Raw genomic sequence first — 20,845 nt, 5'->3', positions numbered from 1 at the left:
TTTTAAACGATGCGTGAAAACGGTGAACGGTCCGAAAATCACCGCGCCGATCGTTAATCCGGCTGAAGACGGGACAACGCTCTGGCCCTTATATGCTACCGGCGCTCCATGCGTCGAGCGAAGACGGTGTTCCCCATGTCAAGCCAAACGTCCCCCTCATCGACCCGGTCCCCGATTCGGATCGGGTCCAGCCTATCGACCGCCTGCCGGAACAAAGCGATCGCGGGCGTCCGCGCCGCGGCGTTCTGGGCGGCGGTCGTCCTTCCCCTCGCGTACGTCCCCGCGGCGTACGGCGCGATGGGCTTCGAGACGTGGAGCGCGCTCGGGCTCATCGCCGTCCACATGGTCTGCGTCGTGATCGGCCACGAACACAACGCCTCCCCCGACAACACTCCTTCCCACGCATGAGTACCACCCAATCTCCCGCGCAGACGACCGAGCAGTCCGCTGACCAAGCCACCGAAACGACCGCCTCGAAGGCGGACCGCCTCGCCGCGTTCCTGCGCGAGGAAGCGGCCGACGGCGAGACGTACTTCAAGGCGAAGTTCATCGCCGACGACGTGGGGCTCTCGCCGAAGGAGATCGGCGCGCTGATCGTGCAGTTGCAGGACTCCGTACAGGACCTCGAGATCGAGAAGTGGTCGTACACCGGCGCGACGACGTGGCGCGTCTCGACGACGTAGATCCCGCGACGGACCGTCCGCGAACAGCGACTCGACGGACCATCGACCCGACGTGGCGCGCCGACGTGGGCAGCGTCCACGGACGGACCGTTCTCGCTCTTTCAGAACCGCCGAGAAACGTCTCCGTCGAACTCCGCGAACACCGAGCATTATCCCTCGGTCGGCCGAACGCGGGGTATGGCACTCGCGGATCCCGACCTCTCGGGCTCGACGGCGTTCATCACCGGAACGACTCGCGGCATCGGCAAACGGCTCGCGCTCGCTCTCGCCGACCGCGGCTGTAACGTCGTCTCGACGGGCAAAACGACCGACGACGACTCCGACCTCGACGGCTCGATCGAGCAGACGGCCCGCGAGGTGCGCGACCGCGGGCCCGAGGCGCTCGCGCTCGAACTCGACCTCCGCGATGAGACCCGCGTCGAGGCGGTCGTTGAGGAGGCGATCGATCGCTTCGGCGAGGTGGACGTCGTCATCAACAACGCGAGCGCCATCCAGCTCGCCGATATCGCCGACCTTCCGGCCGACCGATTCGACCTCCTGACCGACGTGAACGTCCGCGGGATCCACCTCGTCGCCCACGCGTTCGCCGACCACCTCGCGGGGCTCGACGAGGCGTGGCTGCTGTCGAACTCGCCGCCGGTCGTGACCGACCGCTCGCCGGGGAAGGCGCCGTACGCGTGGTCGAAGCTCGGGATGTCGTTCATCACGCTGTCGCTCGCCGAGGAACTGGCCGGCGACGGCGTCGGCTGTAACACGTTCTGGCCGGTGACGACTATCGATACCCGCGCGACCCGCTACTTCGGGCTCGGGTCCGAGGACGACTGGCGCACCCCGGAGATCGTCTCCGACGCGGTGCTCCAGATCTTGGCGCGCGATCCGTCCGAGTGTACGGGCAACAGCTTCTACGACGAGGACCTGCTCCGTGAGGCCGGCGTCACCGACTTCTCGGCGTACAACCTCACCGACGGCGACCCGGCGCCGATGTCGGCGCGGCTGTTCGATCCTTCGTTCGAACGCGAGGCGTGAGGACTGCGTTCCCACTCGGTGCCACCGAACCACCTCTTGCGCCGATCTGCCGGCTGCTGGAGCGGATGCGACGACTACCGATAAGTAGAAGCAGGGTGAAACCTACGGCTGCGCGTGGTTGGGTTCCTTCACAATCATGAGGCGACCGGATGGGTTGGGGCGGATAATCCGCGGACCGCGCGGGGTTCCTTCCCTCCCGGTTTCGGCGTCGAGGCGTCTCCTGACGGGGGTCCGTGACAACTATGACCACGGACAAAGACGATCTCGAACCGATCGAACCCGGGACCGCGCAGGAGCTGTTCCTGGATCACAAGGCGACCGACTGTACCGATTCGACCGTTCAAAACCACCGATACCGGTTGAACCCGTTCGTTCGGTGGTGCGGCGAGGAGGAGATCGACAATCTCAACGAACTCACGGGCCGGGACCTACAGCGGTACCGGCTCTGGCGGAAGGAAGACGGCGACCTGAACAAGCTCTCGCTCCGGATGCAGATGTCCACGCTCCGCGTGCTCCTGAAGTGGGCCGGGTCGATCGAAGCGGTGCCGCAGAACCTGTACGACAAGGTGATGGTCCCGCGGGTCCGCCCGGAAGAGCGGCAGCGCGACGAGACGCTCGACGCAGACGACGCTCAGGAGATCCTGGAGTACCTGTCGAAGTACGAGTACGCGTCGAAGGAGCACGCGGTGATGGCGCTGCTCTGGCAGACGGGGATTCGCGTCGGGTCCGCGCACTCGCTCGACGTGGACGACGTCTTCCTCGACGAGAACTACGTTCAACTGATCCACCGGCCCGACGAGGGGACGACGCTGAAGAACGGGAAGAGCGGTCAGCGCCCCGTCGCGCTCACGCCCGACGTCGCCGAAGTGCTCGCGGAGTACATCCGGACCCATCGGAGGGACGTGACCGACGAGCACGGGCGGGAACCGCTGTTCACCACGGCGCACGGCAGGATGCACGGCAACACGATCCGACGGCTCACGTACCGCGTGACCGCGCCGTGCTACCGGGATGTCAGTTGTCCGGACTGCGAAGGCGGCGAGTCGAAGTGCCCGGAGGCGGTCAGCCCGCACGCCATCCGTCGGGGGAGTATCACGCACTTCCTCACCAGCGACGTGCCCGTCGACGTCGTCAGCGACCGGATGAACGTGAGCCGAAAGGTCCTCGACGAGCATTACGACAAGCGGTCCGAGGAGGTGAAAATGGAGCAGCGGCGCGGGTACCTGGACGACATCTGACGACAGGACCGTCGTAACCACCGCCGCTCGCATTTTTCACCGAAGCCGCGGCGAGACTGCCGCGTGTTCGACCCGCAGCACGGCTTCGTGGATCCGCTGCTTGCCTGGCACGAGCGGCACGGCCGTCACGACCTCCCGTGGCGAGAGCCCGACCGGACACCGTTCGAGATACTGCTCGCGGAGATCCTGCTACAACGGACGACCGCCGAGGCAGTTGCGGGCGCGTACCGGCCGTTCGCGGCTCGGTATCCCACGCCGGAAACGGTCGCGGCCGCCTCGACCGAGGAAATCGAGGCGCTCGTCGCACCGCTCGGGCTCGTGAAACGCGCCGCGTACCTTCGACGGTGCGCACAGCAGATCCTCGCGCGGCCCTCGGGCGACGTGCCGCGGGAGTACCCGGAGCTGGTGGGTCTTCACGGGGTCGGCGAGTACACGGCCCGGTCGGTCCTGATACACGTCACAGGGCTCGGAATCGCGGCCGTCGACACGAACGTCCGACGGCTGCTGTCCCGGTTCTTCGACGTGACGCCGGACCGGGACCGGATCGCCGTCCTCGCCGACGCGCTGGCTCCTTCGACCCGAAGCGCTGACTTCCAACACGCGATGCTTGACTTCGCGGCCGAAGTCTGTACCGTCGGCTCCCCCGCGTGTCCCTCCTGTCCGCTCCGCGGACCGTGTGCGAGCGCCGAAGAATAACTCACGCCGAAGCGACGATCAAACCCACCCATCACTCGGGTTCTATCCGCTAGAGGAAGACTCACGGATCTGTTGAAATTCCCTGTCGCTGACAGTTCGTTGAGGCCGTCCTGAATAGGGTGCCAGTGTCAAGTAATGAAGCGCAGGGTGGCTAGGGACCCAGGATATCCGAATCAGTAGAGACCGTCCGGATTGAATTCCGCACTGTAATCTTAGCATCCGCAACTACAGTCAGGGTCTGTTTAAACCGGGTTACTCCTCAAGGAACGCGTCGAAGTCACGGGCAGGTGAACGAAACCCGGCTTCGTCGATCCAGCGTTTGAGGTACTCATCTGCTGTCGCTGCCGTAATGTAGTCGTCTTCGACGAATCGCACCAAGAGCCCGATCGATCCGGTCAACCCGACCCCACGCTGGTTGGCGGTTACACGCGCATCGCCATCATCCGTAACAACCGTTCCGTCAGCGGCCTCCGCGACCGCCAACGCCTGTGCTTCCCCCGGGTCGAGTTTCTCCAGTAGTTCCTCTTCCAATTGCTCTGCTGACGAAGACGGGGAGATTACCGGAATCCCGTCGTCAAGCACGGCTAATGCGTGTTCGATGTACAGGTGGGTTTCAGCTCCGTCTTCGAGTTCGCGCTGGACGGCATTGACCGTCACGAGTCGGGGAAGGTCAAGTAGCAGTTCGACGTGATCGACCTGCGCGAAGTTCGAAAGGACAGTGGTGTTGAGTACCGTTGCGTCGCTGGGTGGGCCTGTCATTCAAGATTTCGAGCGGCGTCGATCTCGTCTCTCGCGGCCGCCATGTCTTCAGGACCGAACCGCAGCTCAACACCCTCTTCCCGCAGTATGTCTCGCATCTCGAATCGGTTGACGCCAGCGAGGCGGGCAGCAGTTCCAAGGGTGATGTTTCCCTCTTCATACAGTGATACTGCGGCGGCGAACCGGGCGTTCTGATTCTCGTCGAAGTATTCTCGGAGGACGTGGCGGATGGCGTCGCTCTTGTTTTCGAAGATGCCCGCTTTAACCGCCCCCTCCATGAGGTCGGTGAGATCGTCTGGGATGGTGGCAGTGGTTCGGGACATGCCCTCACCCAACACGTAGTCTTCATACATTATATGAATTGTGCCGGGACCTCTAAGCCGGTCAGGCGGGAACGATCCCGAGCAACGCGAAGTTCACCGCGATCATCGCCACGAACAGCGCGTACCCGGCGACTCCCTTGGCGGCGCGTTCCGGCCCCGGCGGCGTGACGCCGGTCTCGCCGGGCGTCAGCGCTTCGAGTTCCGAGTGAAACCGATCGATGGTCTTCGACCCGAGCGCTGCGGTGCCCGCGACCGCCGCCGTTCCCGGGCCGAAGACCGCTTTCGGACTCCGTCCGAAGTCGTCTATACTCAGTTGTTCCTCGTCCGTCTCTTCGGGTTCCTCGTTCGGTTCCTCTCCGGCGTTCGTAGCTCCGACGCTTCCGCTGTCCGTCGTGCTATCAGGCATCGGGTCGGTCTCCGAGTCCGTCCCGTCCGACTGGAGCTGTAACAGCACCTGCGGGTCGATCATCTCGTTCTCGTTGACTAGGTCGTCCGGCATGTGGTCCAAGTCCAGCGTTTTTTCCGGATCTCCGTAACCGTCGAACAGTTTCTCGAATATTTTGAGGCGGTGTTTCCGTTTCCGCTCCTTGCTGCGGGTGTCATAGTGCTTGTTCAACACGGGAATCGAGACGTCCACTCGGTCGGTCAGCTTGTCCTTCGGGACTCCACCGTCGATCTGTGACTCTATCGAGTACCGGCGAAGCGGATGCGGGCTGTGACTCGACGGGCACTCGCTCGCGTTCGCGTTTTTGAACGCGTCACACGCGTCCGTGTCCCGATCGTGCGGGCAGTTGTCCGCGTAGACGCACGGCCGAGTTAGCTTATACAGGTCTCGACGGATCGTGTCCGTCGATGGACGGCCGTGCTTCGTCGTGAACAGCGGTTTCCGACCGAACCGGTCGGTGACGTCGTATCGTTCGGGATTGTCCAGGTAGTCGCCGATCAGTTCCGTCAGATCGGTTGGGAGGTTGACGTGACGTTCGCCGTCGCTCTCGTTTTTCAGCGGCGTACCTTTCTCTTCCGGGTGATCCTTCTCCGGACGGTGACGGAATCGGATCACACCCTCTTCGAGGTCGATATCACCGATATCGATCGCTCGGATCGCGCCGACACGGCATCCGATCTCTTCGATGAGCTTGTACTCAACGTGGCGGCGAGACGCCGGCTCGTACGTCTCCAGGTACTCCAGCGTCGCCTCGACCTCCTGCTCCGTCGGCTTCTCGTAGTTCACGTCCTCGTCATCCGGCACGTTCGGTATCGGGGTCTTGTCCGGCGTTCCTGACGCCACGGCCTCCACCCGCACACAGTAGACGAGGAACCGCCGGAGAATTCCGAGGAGACCGTTGAGGCTCACGGTGTTGTTGTCGCTCGTGTCCTTACACCAGTTTTTGTACTTGTTGAGCTGCCTGCCGCTGATCTCGTTCATGTTCCGGATCCCTTTCTCCTCGCACCACTCCACGAAGAGATTGAGTCCCTTGCGAATCGTTCGGAGGGTCTCGAAGCTCGCGTCTTCCTGCCGTTCTTGTAAGTAGTCGTCCCTCGCTTCCCGAGGCTCCATCGGCTCTAACTCTTCACTTGACATTGCTGAAGCAAACCGCATTTTTTCCAGTTGTATTTAAAACTCTGCCACAGAGCAGTCCGAGTGCTACGCGAGTGGTTCCACCGATTGTCCCGTCGTATGAACGGCAGTAGCCTTTGAGCGAAGTTACAGACTGTCTGTGGCGTGTACCTGCGAGTGATGAGTGTAATCGGATGGTGCGCGGTGATCTGGCCGGGATCGGTTCCGAGCGGGGGTCGGCAGTTCGGTTACAGTCAGGTGGTGCCCAGCGTTGCTGGCCACGGCCGGGAATTTTGTACTATGATTTCTCCATAATCCCGTGCTGGGTCGCGGGTGACCGTTGCTTTTTGCGGCGGAGGGGTGCGCGTCTATGAAAATTACAGAACTCGGTGCCGTGGACCCGATGAGCGGTGTGTGCTCGTGGGTCCCGAGTGCTAGACAATGATTTCTACAGAATCCGGTGCCGGGTCTCCGATACTCCGTGCGAGACGTGCGAGGTATCTCGGAATCTACCGAGACTTAACCCGGTGGCGACGATTCTTGGCGGAGTACTCCGGCTCGGCCGGGCTGCGTTGCTGTCCCGTCGTACGAGCGTGTTCACGGTGGACCCCCCGTCATACCGGGCTTTTCCAGAGATCACGGCAAGAACGCCAGGGCAAGTGTTCAAAAGCACGACGTTCACCCTATATAATTAGGCAAATGCCTGACGCGATCACTACCTTGCCGCTTGCGAGAACCGACTCATCGACTCTGTACCCGTGCCTAACGCCGGATCGGGTCGATTCAACTTTGAGTGAGATTCCTGCGCACGCGCCGATTAAAATGCCGGATCCGCCGGACAGTGTAGGGCGCGATGTGGACGAGGTAGTACGGCCGCTAGAGCGGCATGCTGATGTTGAGGAGCTTGAGGCGGTGATTGTTGATGTTGCGGAGTCGATCGCTGAGCCGTTGTCGGTGAAGGCGTCTGCGGCGCTGTGCGGTCGTACAGCGGAGTGGGTTGCCGAGCGTGGATTCGATGAGTTGGACACTGTGCCGGCGGAAACGCTCGTCGCACGACAGGCAGCGCTTGCTGTGCTGTTGCGTGCTATGATTTGTCACCGTAGGGACCCGTGAAGATCGCCCACAGAATCCACGAATTGACGTAGTTCTTCTCCGCGTAGCCGAGTCGGACATCAAGCTCTCTGGCCAGCCGTCGGAGTTGCGCTTCGGAGATCACGAGAAGTCACCAAGCAGAACCGATTCGGGGTCAACGTTCAGACGGAGTTGGTACGTGCTGTCCCGGGTTCCCGTCGCTTCCCTCGTCGGGTCGAGCAGCGGGTACCCGGTCGTGAAGTCCTCGACGAGGTCCCGGTACTCCGGAAGATCGATGTCCAACTGATCGGCGAGATACACGAGTCGTTTCGTCGCGGCACCGTTCCCAATCTGTCGCAGGTACTCGACGACGCGGTCCCACGAACAGCACGTATCGACAGCGTTCTGCATCGCCTTCGCAAGCTCGCTGATACCCCCGCAGAACTCCGGATGGTCGGCGCAATCGACCAGCGTCTTTTCGATACTCGATATGTTCACTTGATTCGACCCGACCGCAGTCGGTTGATACCCGAAGAACTTCTGCTCCGTGATCGTCACCGGACGGTACGTGACCCCGTGGATTTCACGCTCCTTAGCGCGCTCTGTCGTCACGATGTACACCGTGCGGGACATCTGCTCTGTCAATCCGTGGTGATTCAACGCGCTTCAGTACCCGATGTACATCGGCTCCACGAGTGCTGACGCGATCACGAACTCGTGTGCGGTATACACGGCGTTTTTACCTGCAGCGAGCGGTAGAATCAGGTATTTCCCCTGCGCGATCCGCTCAAGCCATCCTTTCTCCTTGAGCGCATACGCCATGTCCTTGGCCGACTTCCGCGGAATGTCGAGCGCGTCCGCGATGTCACTAATACTGATGACCTGCCGATTCTCGCTTGCGAGCCGTGACAGCGCCTGCGCCTCGCGCGTCGACAAGCTCTTTCGTTGAATCTCTACGCCGTTTGTTGACCCCATAGCCGCTCAACGTACATAGACTCTAAACCGGATCAGTGATAAAGACAGTATTGTGGCATAGTTTGAGAAAAGGCGGGTTATGGAAGGTGTAAGGCTAAAACCTCGTCCTTCAGGGAGGGGAGGATGTCAAAGGCCGCTGGACGTACACAGAATCTAAATCTGGTTACAAACTCCATCACTTCGTCGAGCGGGGAAGGGGACTCTTGACGCTCTTTCCCGACACAACCGATCGACACCTTGTTCTCGCTTGAACGGCTGGGAAAGGTTCTTATCCGGGAACTGCTTTATTTACAGTAGACCCAACTGGAGGTCCAACAATGACGTTCCAAGAACGACTCCGCTCAATAGAAGAGCGGTACGACGTAAGCCAGAGCGAACACGCCCGGGAACTCGGACGCACCGTCGCGGACCTTCAGGACTAACGCGGTTATTCTGCCTCATCGAGGAACGAGACGAATTCCGCTTTTCCAATACCCTCGGTAGTGATAAGTTCCTCGTGCCCAGCACGGGTAACAGATTCAATAAGGAAGTCCGTACAGAGCTCTGTATGTACGTCACCATAGTACGCGTAGGCCTCTGAACGAGTAAAATCGAGGTCATACTCTGCAAGAACGATCTCGATGCCATTCTTCCGCATAACGGTGCCACACCCCCACTCAGAGAGTAACGAGAATGCCGTCGTATTCCGCCGAACCGTGAGAAGCCGCTTCGACTCGGTAATGTACTCGTTGACCCACGTCTTCCAGTCGTACTCTTCGGTCGCAAAGTCAGGGAAAGAAAACCCGGTTTCGATGCTCTCCAGATACCATTGAGCCATACTGATCGATGTCCGGTGATTCGCGTTGGGCAGCGCGTGTTTCAGAATGAGTGTAGACATAAGCTGCCCTGCGACATCGATGGCGGTACCGGTCCAATCAACGCGTGCAAGAGCGTCAGGAATCCGCTCTAATTCGATCTGCTTGTAAATATCGAGCATCGCTTCCTCCTCCAGTTCCTTTTCCTCGATGATCTCCTCGAAGATCTGAAGCAACCGCACCGTAATCGTCCGGTTCTGTGGCGACATCTCATCGAGTACATCTTCAAATTCGTCATCAAGGTCCTCGACCGTACCGCTCGCCCCGCGATTCGTATACAGTACGAAGAATTCCTCATCCAGATCGTACTGCTCAATAATTGCATCTCGCCCGGACGTCGTTATCTCATCCCTGTCCTGAGTAACGTACGCGAGAGAATACTGAGAATCCTCGGGATGATGGTAATAGACACAGGCAGTCATCCCATCAGCGTAGGCGACAGACCGAATTAAAACACACTACATCCAAAGCTTGGCCAACACACATCCCCTGATTTACCCTACGTCGGTAAGCTGGGTTGCCAGTCCTTCGAGTTCGTTGACCTCGTCGATAGCACCCAGCCATCGATCCGGAAGCTGTGAGGCCCCGAACCGCGCCCCAGCGACTGCGCCCGCAATCGCGCCAATCGTGTCCGTATCACCGCCGCGATTCACTGCCGTCACAATGGCGTCCTCGGCACTATCCGCGACGAAGCCATCGTGGAGTGCCGTCTGCAGCGAATGCACGACGTATCCCGACGTCTCCAGCGTGCTGGGCGAGTCGCCACGAACGAGTGGTTCGAGCGCTGTCACAAGCTCATCAGGCGCGTCCGAACCGACGTAGTTGAGGGCATCCTGCAACGGCGTGTCCGCATCTTCGAGCAGGCCAGCTAGTGTGAGATTCAGAATCGCACACCCGTACGTACACCGCGGATCAGCGTGCGTGATCTGCGAGGATTGCCGACTCACTTCCACAAGTCGATCCCAGTCACTCGCGTATGGAATGGCGAGCGGCGCACACCGCATCACGCTCCCGTTCCCTGCGTTCTGCCCTTCCCGGCTTTGCTCCCACACGCGCTGGCCTGCCGCGTCCCACGCTTCACCGCGTTTGAGCCGGTCGAGCGATCGTCTCGTCATCCTGCCGATGTCGAACGGACCGGTCTCGTACCACGCGACGAACCGCTCAGCGACGTCCGCCGGGTCGAACTCCTCGTGGTCGGCGAGACTCCGCGCGATACACAGCGCCTGTTCGGTGTCGTCCGTGATCGTCCCCGCCGGCTGGTTCCACGTGCCGTGCCCGACCATCTCGTCGAGTCGCCCGTGTTCTCGTTGAATCGCGGACGCAGACTGGAATTCGACCGGCCGGCCAAGCGCATCCCCGCACGCCAACCCGAGCAGCACACCCCGCACTCGATCTGAGTCCATACGTCATCAACGACTACCGCTGCGAAAAATGTGGGGCCGCAGTCACTCGCCGGGCTTCGTTCCCGTGCGGAGATTCTCTCGGTACTCCGCCCACGCCTGATACATCTCCACGCGTTCCTCCTCCGTCATCGTCTCGTGTTCGTCCGCATCGTAGAACGGGAGTTCCTCTTTTTCCGGCATCGCCATCACTTGCCCGAGCGGGTAGAGTTGCTCGTAGTAGTGCTCCAACACCCAGTCTTCGCCGTGCTCGTCGACGGCCTTCTGAATATACGGGGCCGCTTCCGGGTACTCGTCAGCGAATGACTCGGTCATTGAATTACAGGTCAGGCGTCGGCGAATTCAGCGAGCGAGTGGTTCCGGCTGTCACTGTTCCATTTCCCGACCTGGATGAGTTCGAACGCATCGATCGCGGCGTCGATCTCTCTGCGGACTGCGCGGGGGAGGCTCTCGACGTGAATCGCGGTCAGCGTGTGTTGGGTGAGGTGGTAACTCGTTGCGAGGCTCGTCGGCGCGATGACGATGACGCTCGCTCCGTCGGCACCGTCAAGCGCGAGTTGGGCATCTCGATACTGGAGCACCGTCGCATCCAGCTCGCCGACCGGGAACAGACACTTCGCATCCCCGTACTCGATACTCGCCCCCGCCGACGAGAAATGCCCTTTGAGCATAATCAAGTAATAATATATGCTTTTTGAACATCAAGCTTGCGGTGAGTGGGTGTCTCGATCAGTCACCCTCACGCGACTGTTCCCGTAATTTCACAACCACGGCTGGCACACTCACTCGCATGCCCCGTGACCTGTACAACTGTACCGCGGCCGAGCTCGCCACGCACTCCGTCGCACACCTCGATCACGACACGCCACCGAGCACCGCCGCCGCGTGGCTCGCCGACAACGGGTACGACGCAGCCCCCGTGTACGCCGACGACGGTCCCGTCGGATTCATCCACAAAAACGACGTCACGACCGACGACGACGGCACCACGCTCGCCGACCACCTCACCTCACTTACCATCGATTACATGGTCAGCGGCGACACGCCGTTCACGGCCGTGTTGTCCGCACTCATCGAAACCCCCGTCTACTTCCTCGGCGGCCCCGACCACGTCACCGGAATCCTCACCCGCGCCGACCTGAACACCGCCCCCGCCCGCATGTACCTGTTCGACCGCATCACCTACCTCGAAGAACACCTCCGCGAACTCGTCCTCGACACGAAGCCGGACTGGAAAACCACGCCAGTCACCCCAGACGAAATCGACGACATCGAAGCCCGGCACGAAGACGCGCAAGCCGCCAACGTCGCGCTCGACGAACTCCACTACGCGCAGTTCTCCACGCTCGAAACCATCGTCACCAACGTCGAAGCCTGCTGGGAGGCCTGCGGATTCACCACGAAAGGCAGCGCAGACTCACGCCTCCACGAAATCACCGACCTCCGCAACGACGTCGCGCACGCCAACCTCCTCGTCGAAAACACGGACAGCACCGACTTCCTCACCAGCGGCCGCACCACGGAAAACCTGTACACCACCCTCGAAACCATCAACGACGTCCTCTCGAACCTCCAAGACGCCGGGTACGACCCAGGCGCGCGGACCACGCGAGACGAACCGGCTCAACCCGTTAGCAACGACCCGTAACGGGATCAGAAGTGATCTAAGGAATGACCGCACCGGAAAGCGCGTTCACCCGTGAGACCGACGTCGATCACGCGTGGCCGCGAAGTGTCTCCGAGATCTCCATGGCGTCTCGCGTCGGGTCGCTCCAGTGATCGGTATCAGCAGATTCGACGTAGACCTGTAACCCGTGCGAGTCCGCAAGCAGAAAGACGGACGCTCGCTTCTCCCGATCCGACCGGTGCTCGAACGCCACGAGAAACCAGTCTCCCGTTCCGTCCTGCGCGATTTCGACGTCCGTTTCAGCCACTGTCCAGTCCGTCGGAACATCGAGTTCAGAAAGCAGCGCGTCACGCGTCTGTTCAGCCGCTTCGGCGTCAGGCTCGGTGAGCTGCGACAATCGGCTCCGAAGTGTCGTCATGTAATACCGCTGCGTAGCAAACCCGGGTATAGCTTGTGCAATACGTAGCATATCTGAGAGATTGTTCGCACCCGATACACAACACCCCGCTACCAGTCTTCACCACAAGGCAAGTCGTCCACTACTTCGTCGCCGACGCTGACAGCCGCGGCATCACCCACGTCCCGCTCCCGCTCGGACACCTCCAGTCGTACAACACCAACTGGTACAAGCACGCCGCGATCCGCGCCGTCGAAAGCATGTTAGTCGGGAGTGAGCGGCCGACAGTCAAGATCAGACAGTCGGTCGTACGCACGGTCGGAGCCGATGAGCGCGCCGCCGTGGCGCGTCGCGGCGTGTGCCGCGTGAAGCGCGTCGAACGGCGTGAGATCGTGGTCATCGAGATACGTTGCCGCCGCGAGCAGCAGTTCCTCTTCTTCCGGTGACGGCAGCGGAACCAAATCAAGCATGTTCGCAACGAGCGGTGTCACCTCAAACTCGGACTCGTCGTATTCCGTGTACGTGGCGACGAGAAACTCCGCATACGCGAGCAGCGACGTTTCGACGGGTTCCTCGGCGAGGACCGCCTCAACTTCCTCGCTCAGCCAGTCGTCGGGTTTCGCCACGGCGAAGAGAAAATCGGTTTCAACGTACGTCGCCGTCACATGTCAGACTTCTCCACGGTTTCTCGGCGGGCCTCCTCCGCGTTCGCCGCCCGCGCGTCTTCACGAAACTCATCAATATCCTTCCCCTCGAACGCTGGGCCCACGCTCTCACGGACCGCCTGAAGCGGGTCGTCATCAACGGGAACGAGCACGCTCCGACTCGGCAGATCAACCACGCGGAACCGCTCGCCGTGACGATCCCGGAGATCCTTCGAGAGGTAAATCCTCCCTCGATCATCAGTCTCAGTCGTCATACCTCACACAACGCGTGGGAAAACAATCAAATTTTTCCAATATCGCTATTTCCATCCAGTAGGATTCCATTACAACAGAGAGATTGATTGTTTAATATCCTGAATTAAATCAGTACTATCCTCAATACCTACTGGCATTCTGACTAACGAGTCGGAGACTCCCGCAGCACGACGTTCTTCTGGAGAAATAAATGATGCAGACATCGTCCATGGATGGTCAACGAGGGATTCGACTCCGCCAAGGCTCACAGCTACGGTGAATACGTCTAATCCCTCGATGAAGGCCCTAGTTTCGGCTTCCGAAGCTTCCAATTCGAACGAAACAATTCCCCCGAATCCGTCCATTTGTTGTCTAGCGAGGTTGTGTTGAGGATGCGATTCGAGTCCCGGATAGTGAACTTCCCGTATCTTGGGATGGTCAGCGAGGAACTCCGCGATCGTCTGAGCGTTCGCTTCGTGTTGCTCCATCCTCAGTGGGAGCGTCTTCGCCCCTCGTAGCACGAGGTAAGCGTCGAATGGCGATAATGTGTTCCCGAAGACGTATTCTTGTAGCGTCGAAACCCTGTCTGCTATCTCCGGATCATCCGTGGCGACGGCACCGCCTGTCGAGTCACTGTGACCGTTTAGGTATTTTGTCGTACTATGAACGACCACGTCGGCACCCAATTCCAGTGGTTGTTGTAAATACGGCGTCGCAAACGTGTTATCCACGCATAGCGGGATTTCGTGCGCATCAGCGACGTCGGCCAGTTCAGCGATATCACATATCTTCAGCAGCGGATTCGTAGGAGACTCCATCCAGAAGAGGGCCGTATCTGATTTGATGTGCTCCTTGACGGTTTCAGGGCTTCTTGCGTCCACGTACTCCACTTCGACGCCCAACACGTCCCCGAATAAGTCATCAAGAAGCAACCTCGTGCCACCATACACACCGTCGAACGCTATGAGGTGATCGCCCGGGTCACAGAGCGCGAGGGCGGTCGTCGTTATCGCTGCCGTCCCGGAATTGAACGCAATAGCTTCTGATCCACCCGTGAGGTGAGCGAGCCGCGATTCCAATGCGTCCCGGGTCGGATTTCCGAACCGGGCATACTTGTATCCGTTTTTCGGCTCCCCAGGAGCCTCCATTTCGTGGTGTGTAGCCAAGTGAATCGGTGAAACGACGTCCCCCGAGAGATACTGCTGTTCACCACCCGTTTCACCGCGATGAACCGCTTCAGTTGCGAACTCAAATGTCTCGGTCATGGTTCGAGTCCCACGTTGGATGATCGTCGTACACAGCCGCAGCGACAGTGTCCTTGTGTCCTTCGTTGGGTCCGCCAGCAATCGTCAGCAGTCGCGCGTCTCGGAGATACCGCTCCACGTGTGTTTCCGTCGTGTAGCCGATGCCGCCGTGAAGTTGCATTGCTTCGTTTGCGTTGTCTACGGCTGCCTGTGTCGCAAACACCTTTGCCATGCTGAACTCTCGGGTCGTGTCGTGACCCCGGTCAGCACAATCCGCTGCACGCAGCGTCAGCAGTCGTGCGGTATCTACCCGCTGTGCCATCTCGCCAACCTTCCACTTAACACCCTGAAAGTCACCGATGGAGTGGTCGAACTGCTTTCGTTGACTGGTGTACGCGACCGTGTCATCGAGTGCGGCGCGCGCGATTCCGACGCCGCGAGCGGGCACGTTCACTCCCGTCTGGAGCTGCCCGCGCTGGACGTATGCCTCTCCCACCTCTCCGATCCTCTGTCGATCCGGAACATGAACATCTTTGAGGGCACCTCTCGGTGATTTCACCGTTTGAGAGCCAAGCGTATCCCAGACCTTCTCCACGTCGAACCTATCGGTTGAGACAAGGAACGCGGAGATATTGTGGGGACGTTCACCCTCTGGGCCGGTTTTCGCGTACGTGAGGACGTAATCGCCATCCTGAAAGTTGGTGAGCCACTGCTTGTGTCCGTTCAGAACCCACTCGTCGCCTTTCCGCTTGGCGGTCGTCTCCATTTCCAATTTGTTACTCCCGGCGTTCTGCTCACTCATTCCGAGGACACCGACGGTGTCGTAGGAGGCCATCGACGGCAAGTACGTATCACGCTGTTCGTCGGTTCCAAACCGCTGGATGACCTCCGCCACGCCGAGATGTAATGCCACTGCACCTGCAACAGGCATGAGTGCCGCAGCGAGTTCCTCGGTCATAAGCGCGAGTTCTACCATCCCTTCACCCATTCCACCGTATGTTTCTGGGATGGTGATCCCCGTGTATCCACGCTCGCCGAGCTCATTGAGGATCTCTGTCGGATGTTCCTCAGCTTGGTCCAGTTCGGTTGCCTGCGGTCTGATTTCGTCCTGTGCGTACTGACGGACTTCATCGCGGAGTCGCTGTTGATCTTCGGTAAGTTGGAATTTCACTGGAATGAATCACCTATCTCAATCGTAATACCACGATAGTTCCACATATTTGACATGGGTGGTGCTTCGGGAAGTCATTTTATGAGTTTTAGAACTCTGGTTGTTCAACGGTCTCTTCCCAAAATTCGTTGTTCAGATACGCCGTATCGACTGCTTCTCGCCCAGTACTTTTGGCGAACCGACCGAAGGTGGCCCAAAGAATTCGCTGAACTGGGAACGGAATCGAAGTAATTCGTGTTCTCTCGTGGAGATATTCGGACATCAGAAGTCCTTGGAAGAGATCTGGCTCAGAATACGAATCATCACGTGAAAAAACGCCATCGTGATCCATTCCGAAGAAAGTGAACTGTACCTCAATTGGACGAATCGAAGGTGTTTCTGTGTAAAAGGCGACGTAGTCGTCCGTGTTGTTTCGGAAGAAGTGTGATTGACCAGGATCTATAGTGATGTCCTCGCCCGGACTGAGATGGTGGCGCTCATCGTCTACGACTAGCGTCACTTCTCCACGTAGTGTGCGGAAGTACTCAGAATCATAGGGGTGAACATGCGGCGGCAGTTCCATACTGTCGGGACTGGCCCAGACGACCATCGCGGGATCTGAGGATCCATCTCGCTCGGGATATTGCGTAATTACGGACCAAAGCTCTGCAGCAGGGCTGGACGCTAATGGATACGGGGACTCTCGAAGTAATCGTGTCGCGGGACCGTCAGCATCCAATTCTAATGCGGGGGCGTCAGCCGGTTCACCGTCCTTGCCAAGCGGTCGGCCAGTTGTGATCGTCATCGAGAGTAACAGCGCTCCACCAAGGATTCGGGGCTGTTCTGTTGCGGAATACGATCTCTGACAGCGGTTCCGATAGAGTGGAGTCGTGCTATCAGTCGAATCGATTGGAACATTCCGCTACCCGATAGCGAAACGTCCGGATCGCTCCTGCTGAGGTAGTGTTGAACCCCCAATAGTTGGTTTTGTGTCATCGTGATAAATCTATTTCAGGTCTCGTGGAGACGGTTTTTCGGCCCTTCAGGGGCTACTTCGCCCCAATCTTTGGCCCATTCATCCAGCTCCGCTAACACGTCAAGGAGGTCCTCTCCCTTTGTAGTGAGACCGTAGTAGACCGCGACCGGGGCGTCTTCCTCCATTCGTCGGGTGACGATGTCGTTGTCCACCAGTTCGTCGAGCGCATCGGAGAGGGTCTTCGAGCGTGCTCCGGTCGATCGCTTGAGTTCGTTGAACCGTTTCTCACCCTCTCTGAGGGCGTAGATGATGTTCATTCGCCAGGGAGTCCCGATCTGGTCGATGGCTTGGATGACTGGGCATGCCGATGCGTTCTGTTTCTCGATTTCGTTCTGTCGGGATTCAGTTTCAGCAGACATTGTTAATCGGCCGTGGGGGCAGTACAGGCAGTTGTGTTCTCGGGGTACGATTCGACGCCTGCGTAATCAACGAGGTCAACTCCAAGGGCCTCAACTCGGTCAACTAGCGCTTCATCGGTTAACTCTCCGGCTTCGAAGGTACTGTGCGCATTTGGGATGGCGACCTGGTGAGGAAGTACCCAGGCGTTGAGCGTGCGGGCAACCGACCGAAGGTGCTCTAGCGCGGGCGTCGGGAAGCCTCCGCCGGCGACGACCAGTAGACCCACTGTCGTTTCCTCAAACTCGTCGAACCCACAGTAATCGAGCGCGGTTTTCAGTACTGACGAGTACGACCCGTGGTATACTGGAGAGCCCAGCAACACGGCGTCAGCACTTCTCACGACTTGGCGGAGTTCTCTCGCATCCCCCGCATCGCTCTGATCTGGGTCGAAGACTGGCAGGTCTAATGTGCTGAGGTCCACGAGTTCGGTTGTGGCACCTTTTGACTCAGCTGCCAACAGGGCTTCTTCGAGCGCGTGACGGGTACGACTCCCGTCGCGCTGACTTCCACATACTGCGACTATATGTCTGGGATCGTGAATGTCCATTCCCTACCGAATTACACACTCTAAACCCAATTAAGCGCTCGGTGGAATCCATTCCAGTAAAATATATTATAATATTCGCTCCTAGCAGTGTCAGCGAACGGGAAACTGCCGTAGGTTCCTGTGGTGGAGTTCAGAGAAGCGAACCGTGGACCTTCAGTTCCACGGAGCTCCGTCGAAATCGACTTGGCGTGCTGTCCTGTCAATCGCGTCGATCCGTGCGACGTCGTCTTCGTCGAGCGTCAGGTGCTGGGCCTCGTAGTTTTCTCGAATATGCGTTTCCGAAGTGGACTTCGGAATGGCGACGACGTTCTCCTTCGATAGTAACCATGCGAGGCTGACCTGCGCTGCCGTCGCCCCGTATTTGTCTGCGATATCGATCAATTCGGGGACTTCAGTCACTTTCCCTTTTGCCAGTGGAGAGTATGCGACGAGATAGTGGTCGTGCTTTTGAGCGTACTCCCGCAGTTCCTCCTGTTGTAGCAAGGGATGACATTCGACCTCGTGAGCGAAAATCGGAGCGTCAAGGTATGTGCGCGCCTCATCAAGTAATTCAGGGGTGAAATTCGAGAGCCCAATGTGGCGAATCACGCCACAGTCGTAGAGCTCGTCGAATGCCGAAAGAGTCTCTTCAGGGTCGTACGCACGAATCGGCCAATGGACGTACAGCAAGTCAAGAGCGTCAACACCAAGCCGGTCGCAACTCACCCGGGCATGTTCCAATACGTCGTTGTACCCGAGATTACGAGAATGAACCTTCGTCGCCACGAACACGTCGTCACGCCCGACGCTTGCTGAGGTTAAGGCCTCACCGACCGCACACTCGTTCTCGTACATTTCGGCGGTATCGACGTGCCCGTAGCCGATATTTAGGGCCGCTTCCACGCTCGTGGTACAGACATCCGAAGTAGTATCGTACGTTCCGATACCGATATCAGGAATATCGTCTCCTGTCATTATCTCAGTAGAATGGCGTACAGTCTTGAGACCGAGTGATCAGTCGTCCGTTCGTGGAGAGCTACGGTGATTTTCAGCTGGGGCGGTCGCGTGCCGGGCCACACCTGCTTCAATGGCATCTGTAAATACAGCGACGGCGTCTTCACCGGCATCGAGATTCAGGTATGGCTCGATGAGTTCGAGCTCCATCAACAAGAACTCGTCTCCACGTTCGATACCATCTACGCGGGCGTACGTGAAATCGATCGGGCTGGTTCCTAGTTCCTTTCCCGCCGCCTCAAGGACCGCCGCGGCCTGTTCCACGATTTCACGTGGCGGCTCGTACGGTTCTGAGCTCCCGCCGTAATTCGGGTGAGCGCGGAAATCGTCCGCAGCTGGGAGCTGTCTGGTGGCATGGCTGAAACTACCTTCGAAGAAGACGAGAGACCGTTCGCCGTCCTCGATTTCGGGGGCGAACTGCTGAATGAGAACGTCGTTGCTCGAAATAATGTCCTCGAATCGCTGCTGGTGCTTTCGGGCTTCGTCGTGAGAGGTCCTCCAGACTCCGGACGAGCTGGTGCCGACAGCGGGTTTTACTACGACCTCTCGCCAGTCGTCGTATTCTAGAACAGTTCTGAGATCGATTTCGGTGGACCGTTCAACCCAAGTCGTCGGGAGAATCGAGACACCTCTCTGTTCGAGATCGCGGAGATAGAACTTGTGGTGATTCCATCGGATTGTGTCGGCCGAGTTGAGCAGTACGACATCCACGTTCTCGATACGATCTAGCCAGTTCTGGAAGGCATCCAGTTGGGAGTGGTACTCCCAGCAGGAACGGACGAGTACTACGTCGAAGCTATCCCACTCTACTGTCGAATCCGTCCAGAGAACTGACTCCGCGGAGAAGCCGCGATTACCTAACTCCGTTTGTAATGCTTGACCATCCTCGGTCAAGTTTGGAGCTGTCTCACCGGTGACGAGACCAATTCTGGGCGAGGACCGATATGTCATCGACTCATGAGACACGATAAAATCACTAAACTTCTCGGTGGAGCCCGTTCCAGTAATTCTTCTTACACCCTATCGTCAATCCTTGGTGGTGACAGTGAGCGACTCTTTGACAGTGAACGCCACCGATTCCGTCGCATCCGGAATCGACACTTCGACGCACATCGGGTCTCTTTGCTGGACCGTGACGGCATCAGAGTCAACCACGAACCCAAGATCCCACAGCGGCGTCTCTTGGACGTCGATATCGGCTTCGTGAAGCTGGCCAGTGACTGCCGGACGCGTCAGCAGGACGACACCGACCGGAATGAAGCTGTAGAAACTACATCGCTCGCAGTCAACGGCGACGACCGCAGGATGGTCGCGGGCGAAGTACTCGTCGTACCGTTCGAGTTGCTCGATAACACCGATACATGCTCCCTGCTCGTGGACGCGACTGGTTAACTCGCGGTCGACTGGGCCCGCGCAGAACGGACAGATCCCGTCAAGGGCGCATGACCAGATGAGTTCCGTTCGTCGGTCGAAGGCCGCAACGATGGCGTCGTTGTCGCGGTCAGCGATGCCACCGGGGTCGAACGGCCACTCTAACGCCCGGTTCCCACAATCTGGACAACGAATCCGGGCGATGTAATCGGTGTCGTATTCGAAGGTCAGTTGCTCTCCGCACTCCCGGCAGTCCTCGTCTAACTCGACCGGCCCGACCGTTACCTGATCGTGAAAGACTCCGCTCTGAATTGCGTCGAGAACGCGGTGGCCGGGGTACTGTAGTTCGTAGCCGTCGTCGGTCTTAGCGACGAATTGATCCTGTAGCTCTGAGAGATGGTAGGTGAAGCTGCCCGAGTCACGCTCACCCACTTTTTTACGGAGCTCGGAAAATGATAACGAAAAACCTGGGGCGTCCCACAGCGCGAGCAGAATCTCTAACCGGAGATTGTTGCTCAGGGTCATAAACGCCGATTCAGCGTCAGTTGCAACCTGAGTTCTGTCAGACTGTTCACTGGCCATACGTCCCGAATCCTCAT

General features: G+C 58.9%; 25 protein-coding genes and 2 pseudogenes. 7 read left to right on the top strand and 20 right to left on the bottom strand.

Annotation, left to right across the window (positions count from 1 at the left end; all coding sequences use genetic code 11):
* Positions 1–135: 135 nt before the first annotated feature.
* The 5 genes from FGL94_RS11810 (at position 136) to FGL94_RS11790 (ending at position 3,643) form a co-directional block, all read left to right on the top strand.
* Positions 136–408 (top strand): hypothetical protein, encoded by a 273-nt coding sequence (locus FGL94_RS11810; RefSeq protein WP_144925309.1) that lies wholly within the window; start codon positions 136–138, stop codon positions 406–408.
* On the top strand, positions 405–683 hold the full coding sequence (locus FGL94_RS11805; RefSeq protein WP_144925306.1) for a DUF7123 family protein: 279 nt from the start codon (positions 405–407) through the stop codon (positions 681–683). Before FGL94_RS11810 ends, FGL94_RS11805 begins: the two co-directional genes overlap by 4 nt.
* 177 nt (positions 684–860) lie before the next feature.
* A complete protein-coding gene (locus tag FGL94_RS11800) occupies positions 861–1,709 on the top strand; it encodes an SDR family oxidoreductase (protein WP_144925303.1) in 849 nt (282 codons plus the stop codon).
* A gap of 242 nt (positions 1,710–1,951) precedes the next feature.
* The gene (locus tag FGL94_RS11795; RefSeq protein ID WP_144925300.1) at positions 1,952–2,947 is read left to right on the top strand and encodes a tyrosine-type recombinase/integrase; all 996 of its coding nucleotides are present in this window, start codon (positions 1,952–1,954) and stop codon (positions 2,945–2,947) included.
* Between the two features lie 63 nt (positions 2,948–3,010).
* Positions 3,011–3,643 carry an HhH-GPD family protein gene (locus FGL94_RS11790; RefSeq protein WP_144925297.1) on the top strand — a complete coding sequence of 211 codons (633 nt, stop codon included), beginning with the start codon at positions 3,011–3,013 and terminating at the stop codon, positions 3,641–3,643.
* 252 nt (positions 3,644–3,895) lie between these two features.
* On the opposite strand, the gene FGL94_RS11785 is transcribed toward FGL94_RS11790, so the two are convergent.
* From FGL94_RS11785 to FGL94_RS11775, 3 genes are all read right to left on the bottom strand, one after another.
* Positions 3,896–4,402, bottom strand: a complete 507-nt coding sequence (locus FGL94_RS11785; RefSeq protein ID WP_144925294.1) for a twitching motility protein PilT — start codon at positions 4,400–4,402, stop codon at positions 3,896–3,898.
* Positions 4,399–4,725 carry a UPF0175 family protein gene (locus tag FGL94_RS11780; RefSeq protein WP_144926144.1) on the bottom strand — a complete coding sequence of 109 codons (327 nt, stop codon included), beginning with the start codon at positions 4,723–4,725 and terminating at the stop codon, positions 4,399–4,401. The genes FGL94_RS11785 and FGL94_RS11780 overlap by 4 nt, the downstream gene beginning before the upstream one ends.
* Positions 4,726–4,786: 61 nt before the next feature.
* Complete coding sequence (locus tag FGL94_RS11775) at positions 4,787–6,307, bottom strand: tyrosine-type recombinase/integrase (RefSeq protein WP_241659169.1); 1,521 nt, start codon at positions 6,305–6,307, stop codon at positions 4,787–4,789.
* Positions 6,308–7,138: 831 nt separating this feature from the next.
* On the opposite strand from FGL94_RS11775, the gene FGL94_RS18355 reads away from it, so the two are divergent.
* A complete protein-coding gene (locus tag FGL94_RS18355) occupies positions 7,139–7,396 on the top strand; it encodes a hypothetical protein (RefSeq protein WP_186313402.1) in 258 nt (85 codons plus the stop codon).
* Here the strand turns inward: FGL94_RS18355 and FGL94_RS19030 are convergent.
* The 6 genes and pseudogenes from FGL94_RS19030 to FGL94_RS11750 form a co-directional block, all read right to left on the bottom strand.
* Positions 7,377–7,499 (bottom strand): annotated as a pseudogene (locus FGL94_RS19030) (nucleotidyl transferase AbiEii/AbiGii toxin family protein); the annotation flags it as partial. The gene FGL94_RS18355 and the pseudogene FGL94_RS19030 overlap by 20 nt on opposite strands.
* Positions 7,496–8,329 (bottom strand): annotated as a pseudogene (locus tag FGL94_RS18915) (type IV toxin-antitoxin system AbiEi family antitoxin domain-containing protein). The pseudogenes FGL94_RS19030 and FGL94_RS18915, both read right to left, overlap by 4 nt.
* A gap of 427 nt (positions 8,330–8,756) precedes the next feature.
* Complete coding sequence (locus FGL94_RS11765; RefSeq protein WP_144925291.1) at positions 8,757–9,605, bottom strand: hypothetical protein; 849 nt, start codon at positions 9,603–9,605, stop codon at positions 8,757–8,759.
* A 72-nt stretch (positions 9,606–9,677) separates the two neighbouring features.
* The gene (locus FGL94_RS11760) at positions 9,678–10,586 is read right to left on the bottom strand and encodes an ADP-ribosylglycohydrolase family protein (protein ID WP_144925288.1); all 909 of its coding nucleotides are present in this window, start codon (positions 10,584–10,586) and stop codon (positions 9,678–9,680) included.
* A gap of 42 nt (positions 10,587–10,628) precedes the next feature.
* A complete protein-coding gene (locus FGL94_RS11755) occupies positions 10,629–10,898 on the bottom strand; it encodes a hypothetical protein (RefSeq protein WP_144925285.1) in 270 nt (89 codons plus the stop codon).
* Between the two features lie 11 nt (positions 10,899–10,909).
* Complete coding sequence (locus FGL94_RS11750) at positions 10,910–11,254, bottom strand: hypothetical protein (protein WP_144925282.1); 345 nt, start codon at positions 11,252–11,254, stop codon at positions 10,910–10,912.
* A 119-nt stretch (positions 11,255–11,373) separates the two neighbouring features.
* Here FGL94_RS11750 and FGL94_RS11745 point away from each other — a divergent pair, with 119 nt between their 5' ends.
* Complete coding sequence (locus FGL94_RS11745; protein WP_144925279.1) at positions 11,374–12,231, top strand: CBS domain-containing protein; 858 nt, start codon at positions 11,374–11,376, stop codon at positions 12,229–12,231.
* A gap of 67 nt (positions 12,232–12,298) precedes the next feature.
* Here the strand turns inward: FGL94_RS11745 and FGL94_RS11740 are convergent, their stop codons facing one another.
* The 11 genes from FGL94_RS11740 to FGL94_RS11690 all read right to left on the bottom strand — a co-directional run bounded on the left by FGL94_RS11740 (position 12,299) and on the right by FGL94_RS11690 (position 20,828).
* Positions 12,299–12,628: a hypothetical protein gene (locus tag FGL94_RS11740; protein ID WP_144925277.1), complete on the bottom strand. Its 330-nt coding sequence runs from the start codon at positions 12,626–12,628 to the stop codon at positions 12,299–12,301.
* A gap of 242 nt (positions 12,629–12,870) precedes the next feature.
* Positions 12,871–13,272 carry a PIN domain-containing protein gene (locus FGL94_RS11735; RefSeq protein ID WP_144925274.1) on the bottom strand — a complete coding sequence of 134 codons (402 nt, stop codon included), beginning with the start codon at positions 13,270–13,272 and terminating at the stop codon, positions 12,871–12,873.
* Complete coding sequence (locus FGL94_RS11730; protein ID WP_144925271.1) at positions 13,269–13,526, bottom strand: AbrB/MazE/SpoVT family DNA-binding domain-containing protein; 258 nt, start codon at positions 13,524–13,526, stop codon at positions 13,269–13,271. Before FGL94_RS11730 ends, FGL94_RS11735 begins: the two co-directional genes overlap by 4 nt.
* A gap of 69 nt (positions 13,527–13,595) precedes the next feature.
* On the bottom strand, positions 13,596–14,771 hold the full coding sequence (locus tag FGL94_RS11725) for a trans-sulfuration enzyme family protein (protein WP_144925269.1): 1,176 nt from the start codon (positions 14,769–14,771) through the stop codon (positions 13,596–13,598).
* Positions 14,755–15,921, bottom strand: coding sequence for an acyl-CoA dehydrogenase family protein (locus FGL94_RS11720; RefSeq protein WP_144925266.1), 1,167 nt, complete (start codon positions 15,919–15,921; stop codon positions 14,755–14,757). Before FGL94_RS11720 ends, FGL94_RS11725 begins: the two co-directional genes overlap by 17 nt.
* Positions 15,922–16,009: 88 nt before the next feature.
* Complete coding sequence (locus FGL94_RS11715) at positions 16,010–16,705, bottom strand: cupin domain-containing protein (protein ID WP_144925263.1); 696 nt, start codon at positions 16,703–16,705, stop codon at positions 16,010–16,012.
* Between the two features lie 206 nt (positions 16,706–16,911).
* A complete protein-coding gene (locus FGL94_RS11710; RefSeq protein WP_144925261.1) occupies positions 16,912–17,295 on the bottom strand; it encodes a winged helix-turn-helix transcriptional regulator in 384 nt (127 codons plus the stop codon).
* Positions 17,296–17,297: 2 nt separating this feature from the next.
* Positions 17,298–17,882 carry an NAD(P)H-dependent oxidoreductase gene (locus tag FGL94_RS11705; protein WP_144925258.1) on the bottom strand — a complete coding sequence of 195 codons (585 nt, stop codon included), beginning with the start codon at positions 17,880–17,882 and terminating at the stop codon, positions 17,298–17,300.
* Positions 17,883–18,035: 153 nt separating this feature from the next.
* Positions 18,036–18,836, bottom strand: coding sequence for an aldo/keto reductase (locus FGL94_RS11700; RefSeq protein WP_144925254.1), 801 nt, complete (start codon positions 18,834–18,836; stop codon positions 18,036–18,038).
* Positions 18,837–18,875: 39 nt separating this feature from the next.
* The gene (locus FGL94_RS11695; protein WP_144925251.1) at positions 18,876–19,826 is read right to left on the bottom strand and encodes an ATP-grasp domain-containing protein; all 951 of its coding nucleotides are present in this window, start codon (positions 19,824–19,826) and stop codon (positions 18,876–18,878) included.
* 75 nt (positions 19,827–19,901) lie between these two features.
* Complete coding sequence (locus FGL94_RS11690; protein WP_144925248.1) at positions 19,902–20,828, bottom strand: winged helix-turn-helix domain-containing protein; 927 nt, start codon at positions 20,826–20,828, stop codon at positions 19,902–19,904.
* Positions 20,829–20,845 lie beyond the last annotated feature (17 nt).

Origin of the sequence: Halorubrum salsamenti, assembly GCF_007671685.1 — an archaeon.
GTDB classification, from domain to species: domain Archaea; phylum Halobacteriota; class Halobacteria; order Halobacteriales; family Haloferacaceae; genus Halorubrum; species Halorubrum salsamenti.
The sequence above is the reverse complement of the archived record's forward strand: the minus strand, read 5'-3'. Positions and strand labels throughout refer to the sequence as shown.

Excerpts from the sequence above, each read along its gene's own strand:
- FGL94_RS11810 (WP_144925309.1), top strand. The coding sequence starts at position 136 with ATGTCAAGCCAAACGTCCCCCTCATCGACCCGGTCCCCGATTCGGATC.
- FGL94_RS11805 (WP_144925306.1), top strand. The coding sequence starts at position 405 with ATGAGTACCACCCAATCTCCCGCGCAGACGACCGAGCAGTCCGCTGAC.
- FGL94_RS11800 (WP_144925303.1), top strand. The coding sequence starts at position 861 with ATGGCACTCGCGGATCCCGACCTCTCGGGCTCGACGGCGTTCATCACC.
- FGL94_RS11795 (WP_144925300.1), top strand. The coding sequence starts at position 1,952 with ATGACCACGGACAAAGACGATCTCGAACCGATCGAACCCGGGACCGCG.
- FGL94_RS11785 (WP_144925294.1), bottom strand. The coding sequence starts at position 4,402 with ATGACAGGCCCACCCAGCGACGCAACGGTACTCAACACCACTGTCCTT.
- FGL94_RS11780 (WP_144926144.1), bottom strand. The coding sequence starts at position 4,725 with ATGTCCCGAACCACTGCCACCATCCCAGACGATCTCACCGACCTCATG.
- FGL94_RS11775 (WP_241659169.1), bottom strand. The coding sequence starts at position 6,307 with ATGTCAAGTGAAGAGTTAGAGCCGATGGAGCCTCGGGAAGCGAGGGAC.
- FGL94_RS11765 (WP_144925291.1), bottom strand. The coding sequence starts at position 9,605 with ATGACTGCCTGTGTCTATTACCATCATCCCGAGGATTCTCAGTATTCT.
- FGL94_RS11760 (WP_144925288.1), bottom strand. The coding sequence starts at position 10,586 with ATGGACTCAGATCGAGTGCGGGGTGTGCTGCTCGGGTTGGCGTGCGGG.
- FGL94_RS11755 (WP_144925285.1), bottom strand. The coding sequence starts at position 10,898 with ATGACCGAGTCATTCGCTGACGAGTACCCGGAAGCGGCCCCGTATATT.
- FGL94_RS11750 (WP_144925282.1), bottom strand. The coding sequence starts at position 11,254 with ATGCTCAAAGGGCATTTCTCGTCGGCGGGGGCGAGTATCGAGTACGGG.
- FGL94_RS11745 (WP_144925279.1), top strand. The coding sequence starts at position 11,374 with ATGCCCCGTGACCTGTACAACTGTACCGCGGCCGAGCTCGCCACGCAC.
- FGL94_RS11740 (WP_144925277.1), bottom strand. The coding sequence starts at position 12,628 with ATGACGACACTTCGGAGCCGATTGTCGCAGCTCACCGAGCCTGACGCC.
- FGL94_RS11730 (WP_144925271.1), bottom strand. The coding sequence starts at position 13,526 with ATGACGACTGAGACTGATGATCGAGGGAGGATTTACCTCTCGAAGGAT.
- FGL94_RS11725 (WP_144925269.1), bottom strand. The coding sequence starts at position 14,771 with ATGACCGAGACATTTGAGTTCGCAACTGAAGCGGTTCATCGCGGTGAA.
- FGL94_RS11715 (WP_144925263.1), bottom strand. The coding sequence starts at position 16,705 with ATGACGATCACAACTGGCCGACCGCTTGGCAAGGACGGTGAACCGGCT.
- FGL94_RS11710 (WP_144925261.1), bottom strand. The coding sequence starts at position 17,295 with ATGTCTGCTGAAACTGAATCCCGACAGAACGAAATCGAGAAACAGAAC.
- FGL94_RS11705 (WP_144925258.1), bottom strand. The coding sequence starts at position 17,882 with ATGGACATTCACGATCCCAGACATATAGTCGCAGTATGTGGAAGTCAG.
- FGL94_RS11700 (WP_144925254.1), bottom strand. The coding sequence starts at position 18,836 with ATGACAGGAGACGATATTCCTGATATCGGTATCGGAACGTACGATACT.
- FGL94_RS11695 (WP_144925251.1), bottom strand. The coding sequence starts at position 19,826 with ATGACATATCGGTCCTCGCCCAGAATTGGTCTCGTCACCGGTGAGACA.
- FGL94_RS11690 (WP_144925248.1), bottom strand. The coding sequence starts at position 20,828 with ATGGCCAGTGAACAGTCTGACAGAACTCAGGTTGCAACTGACGCTGAA.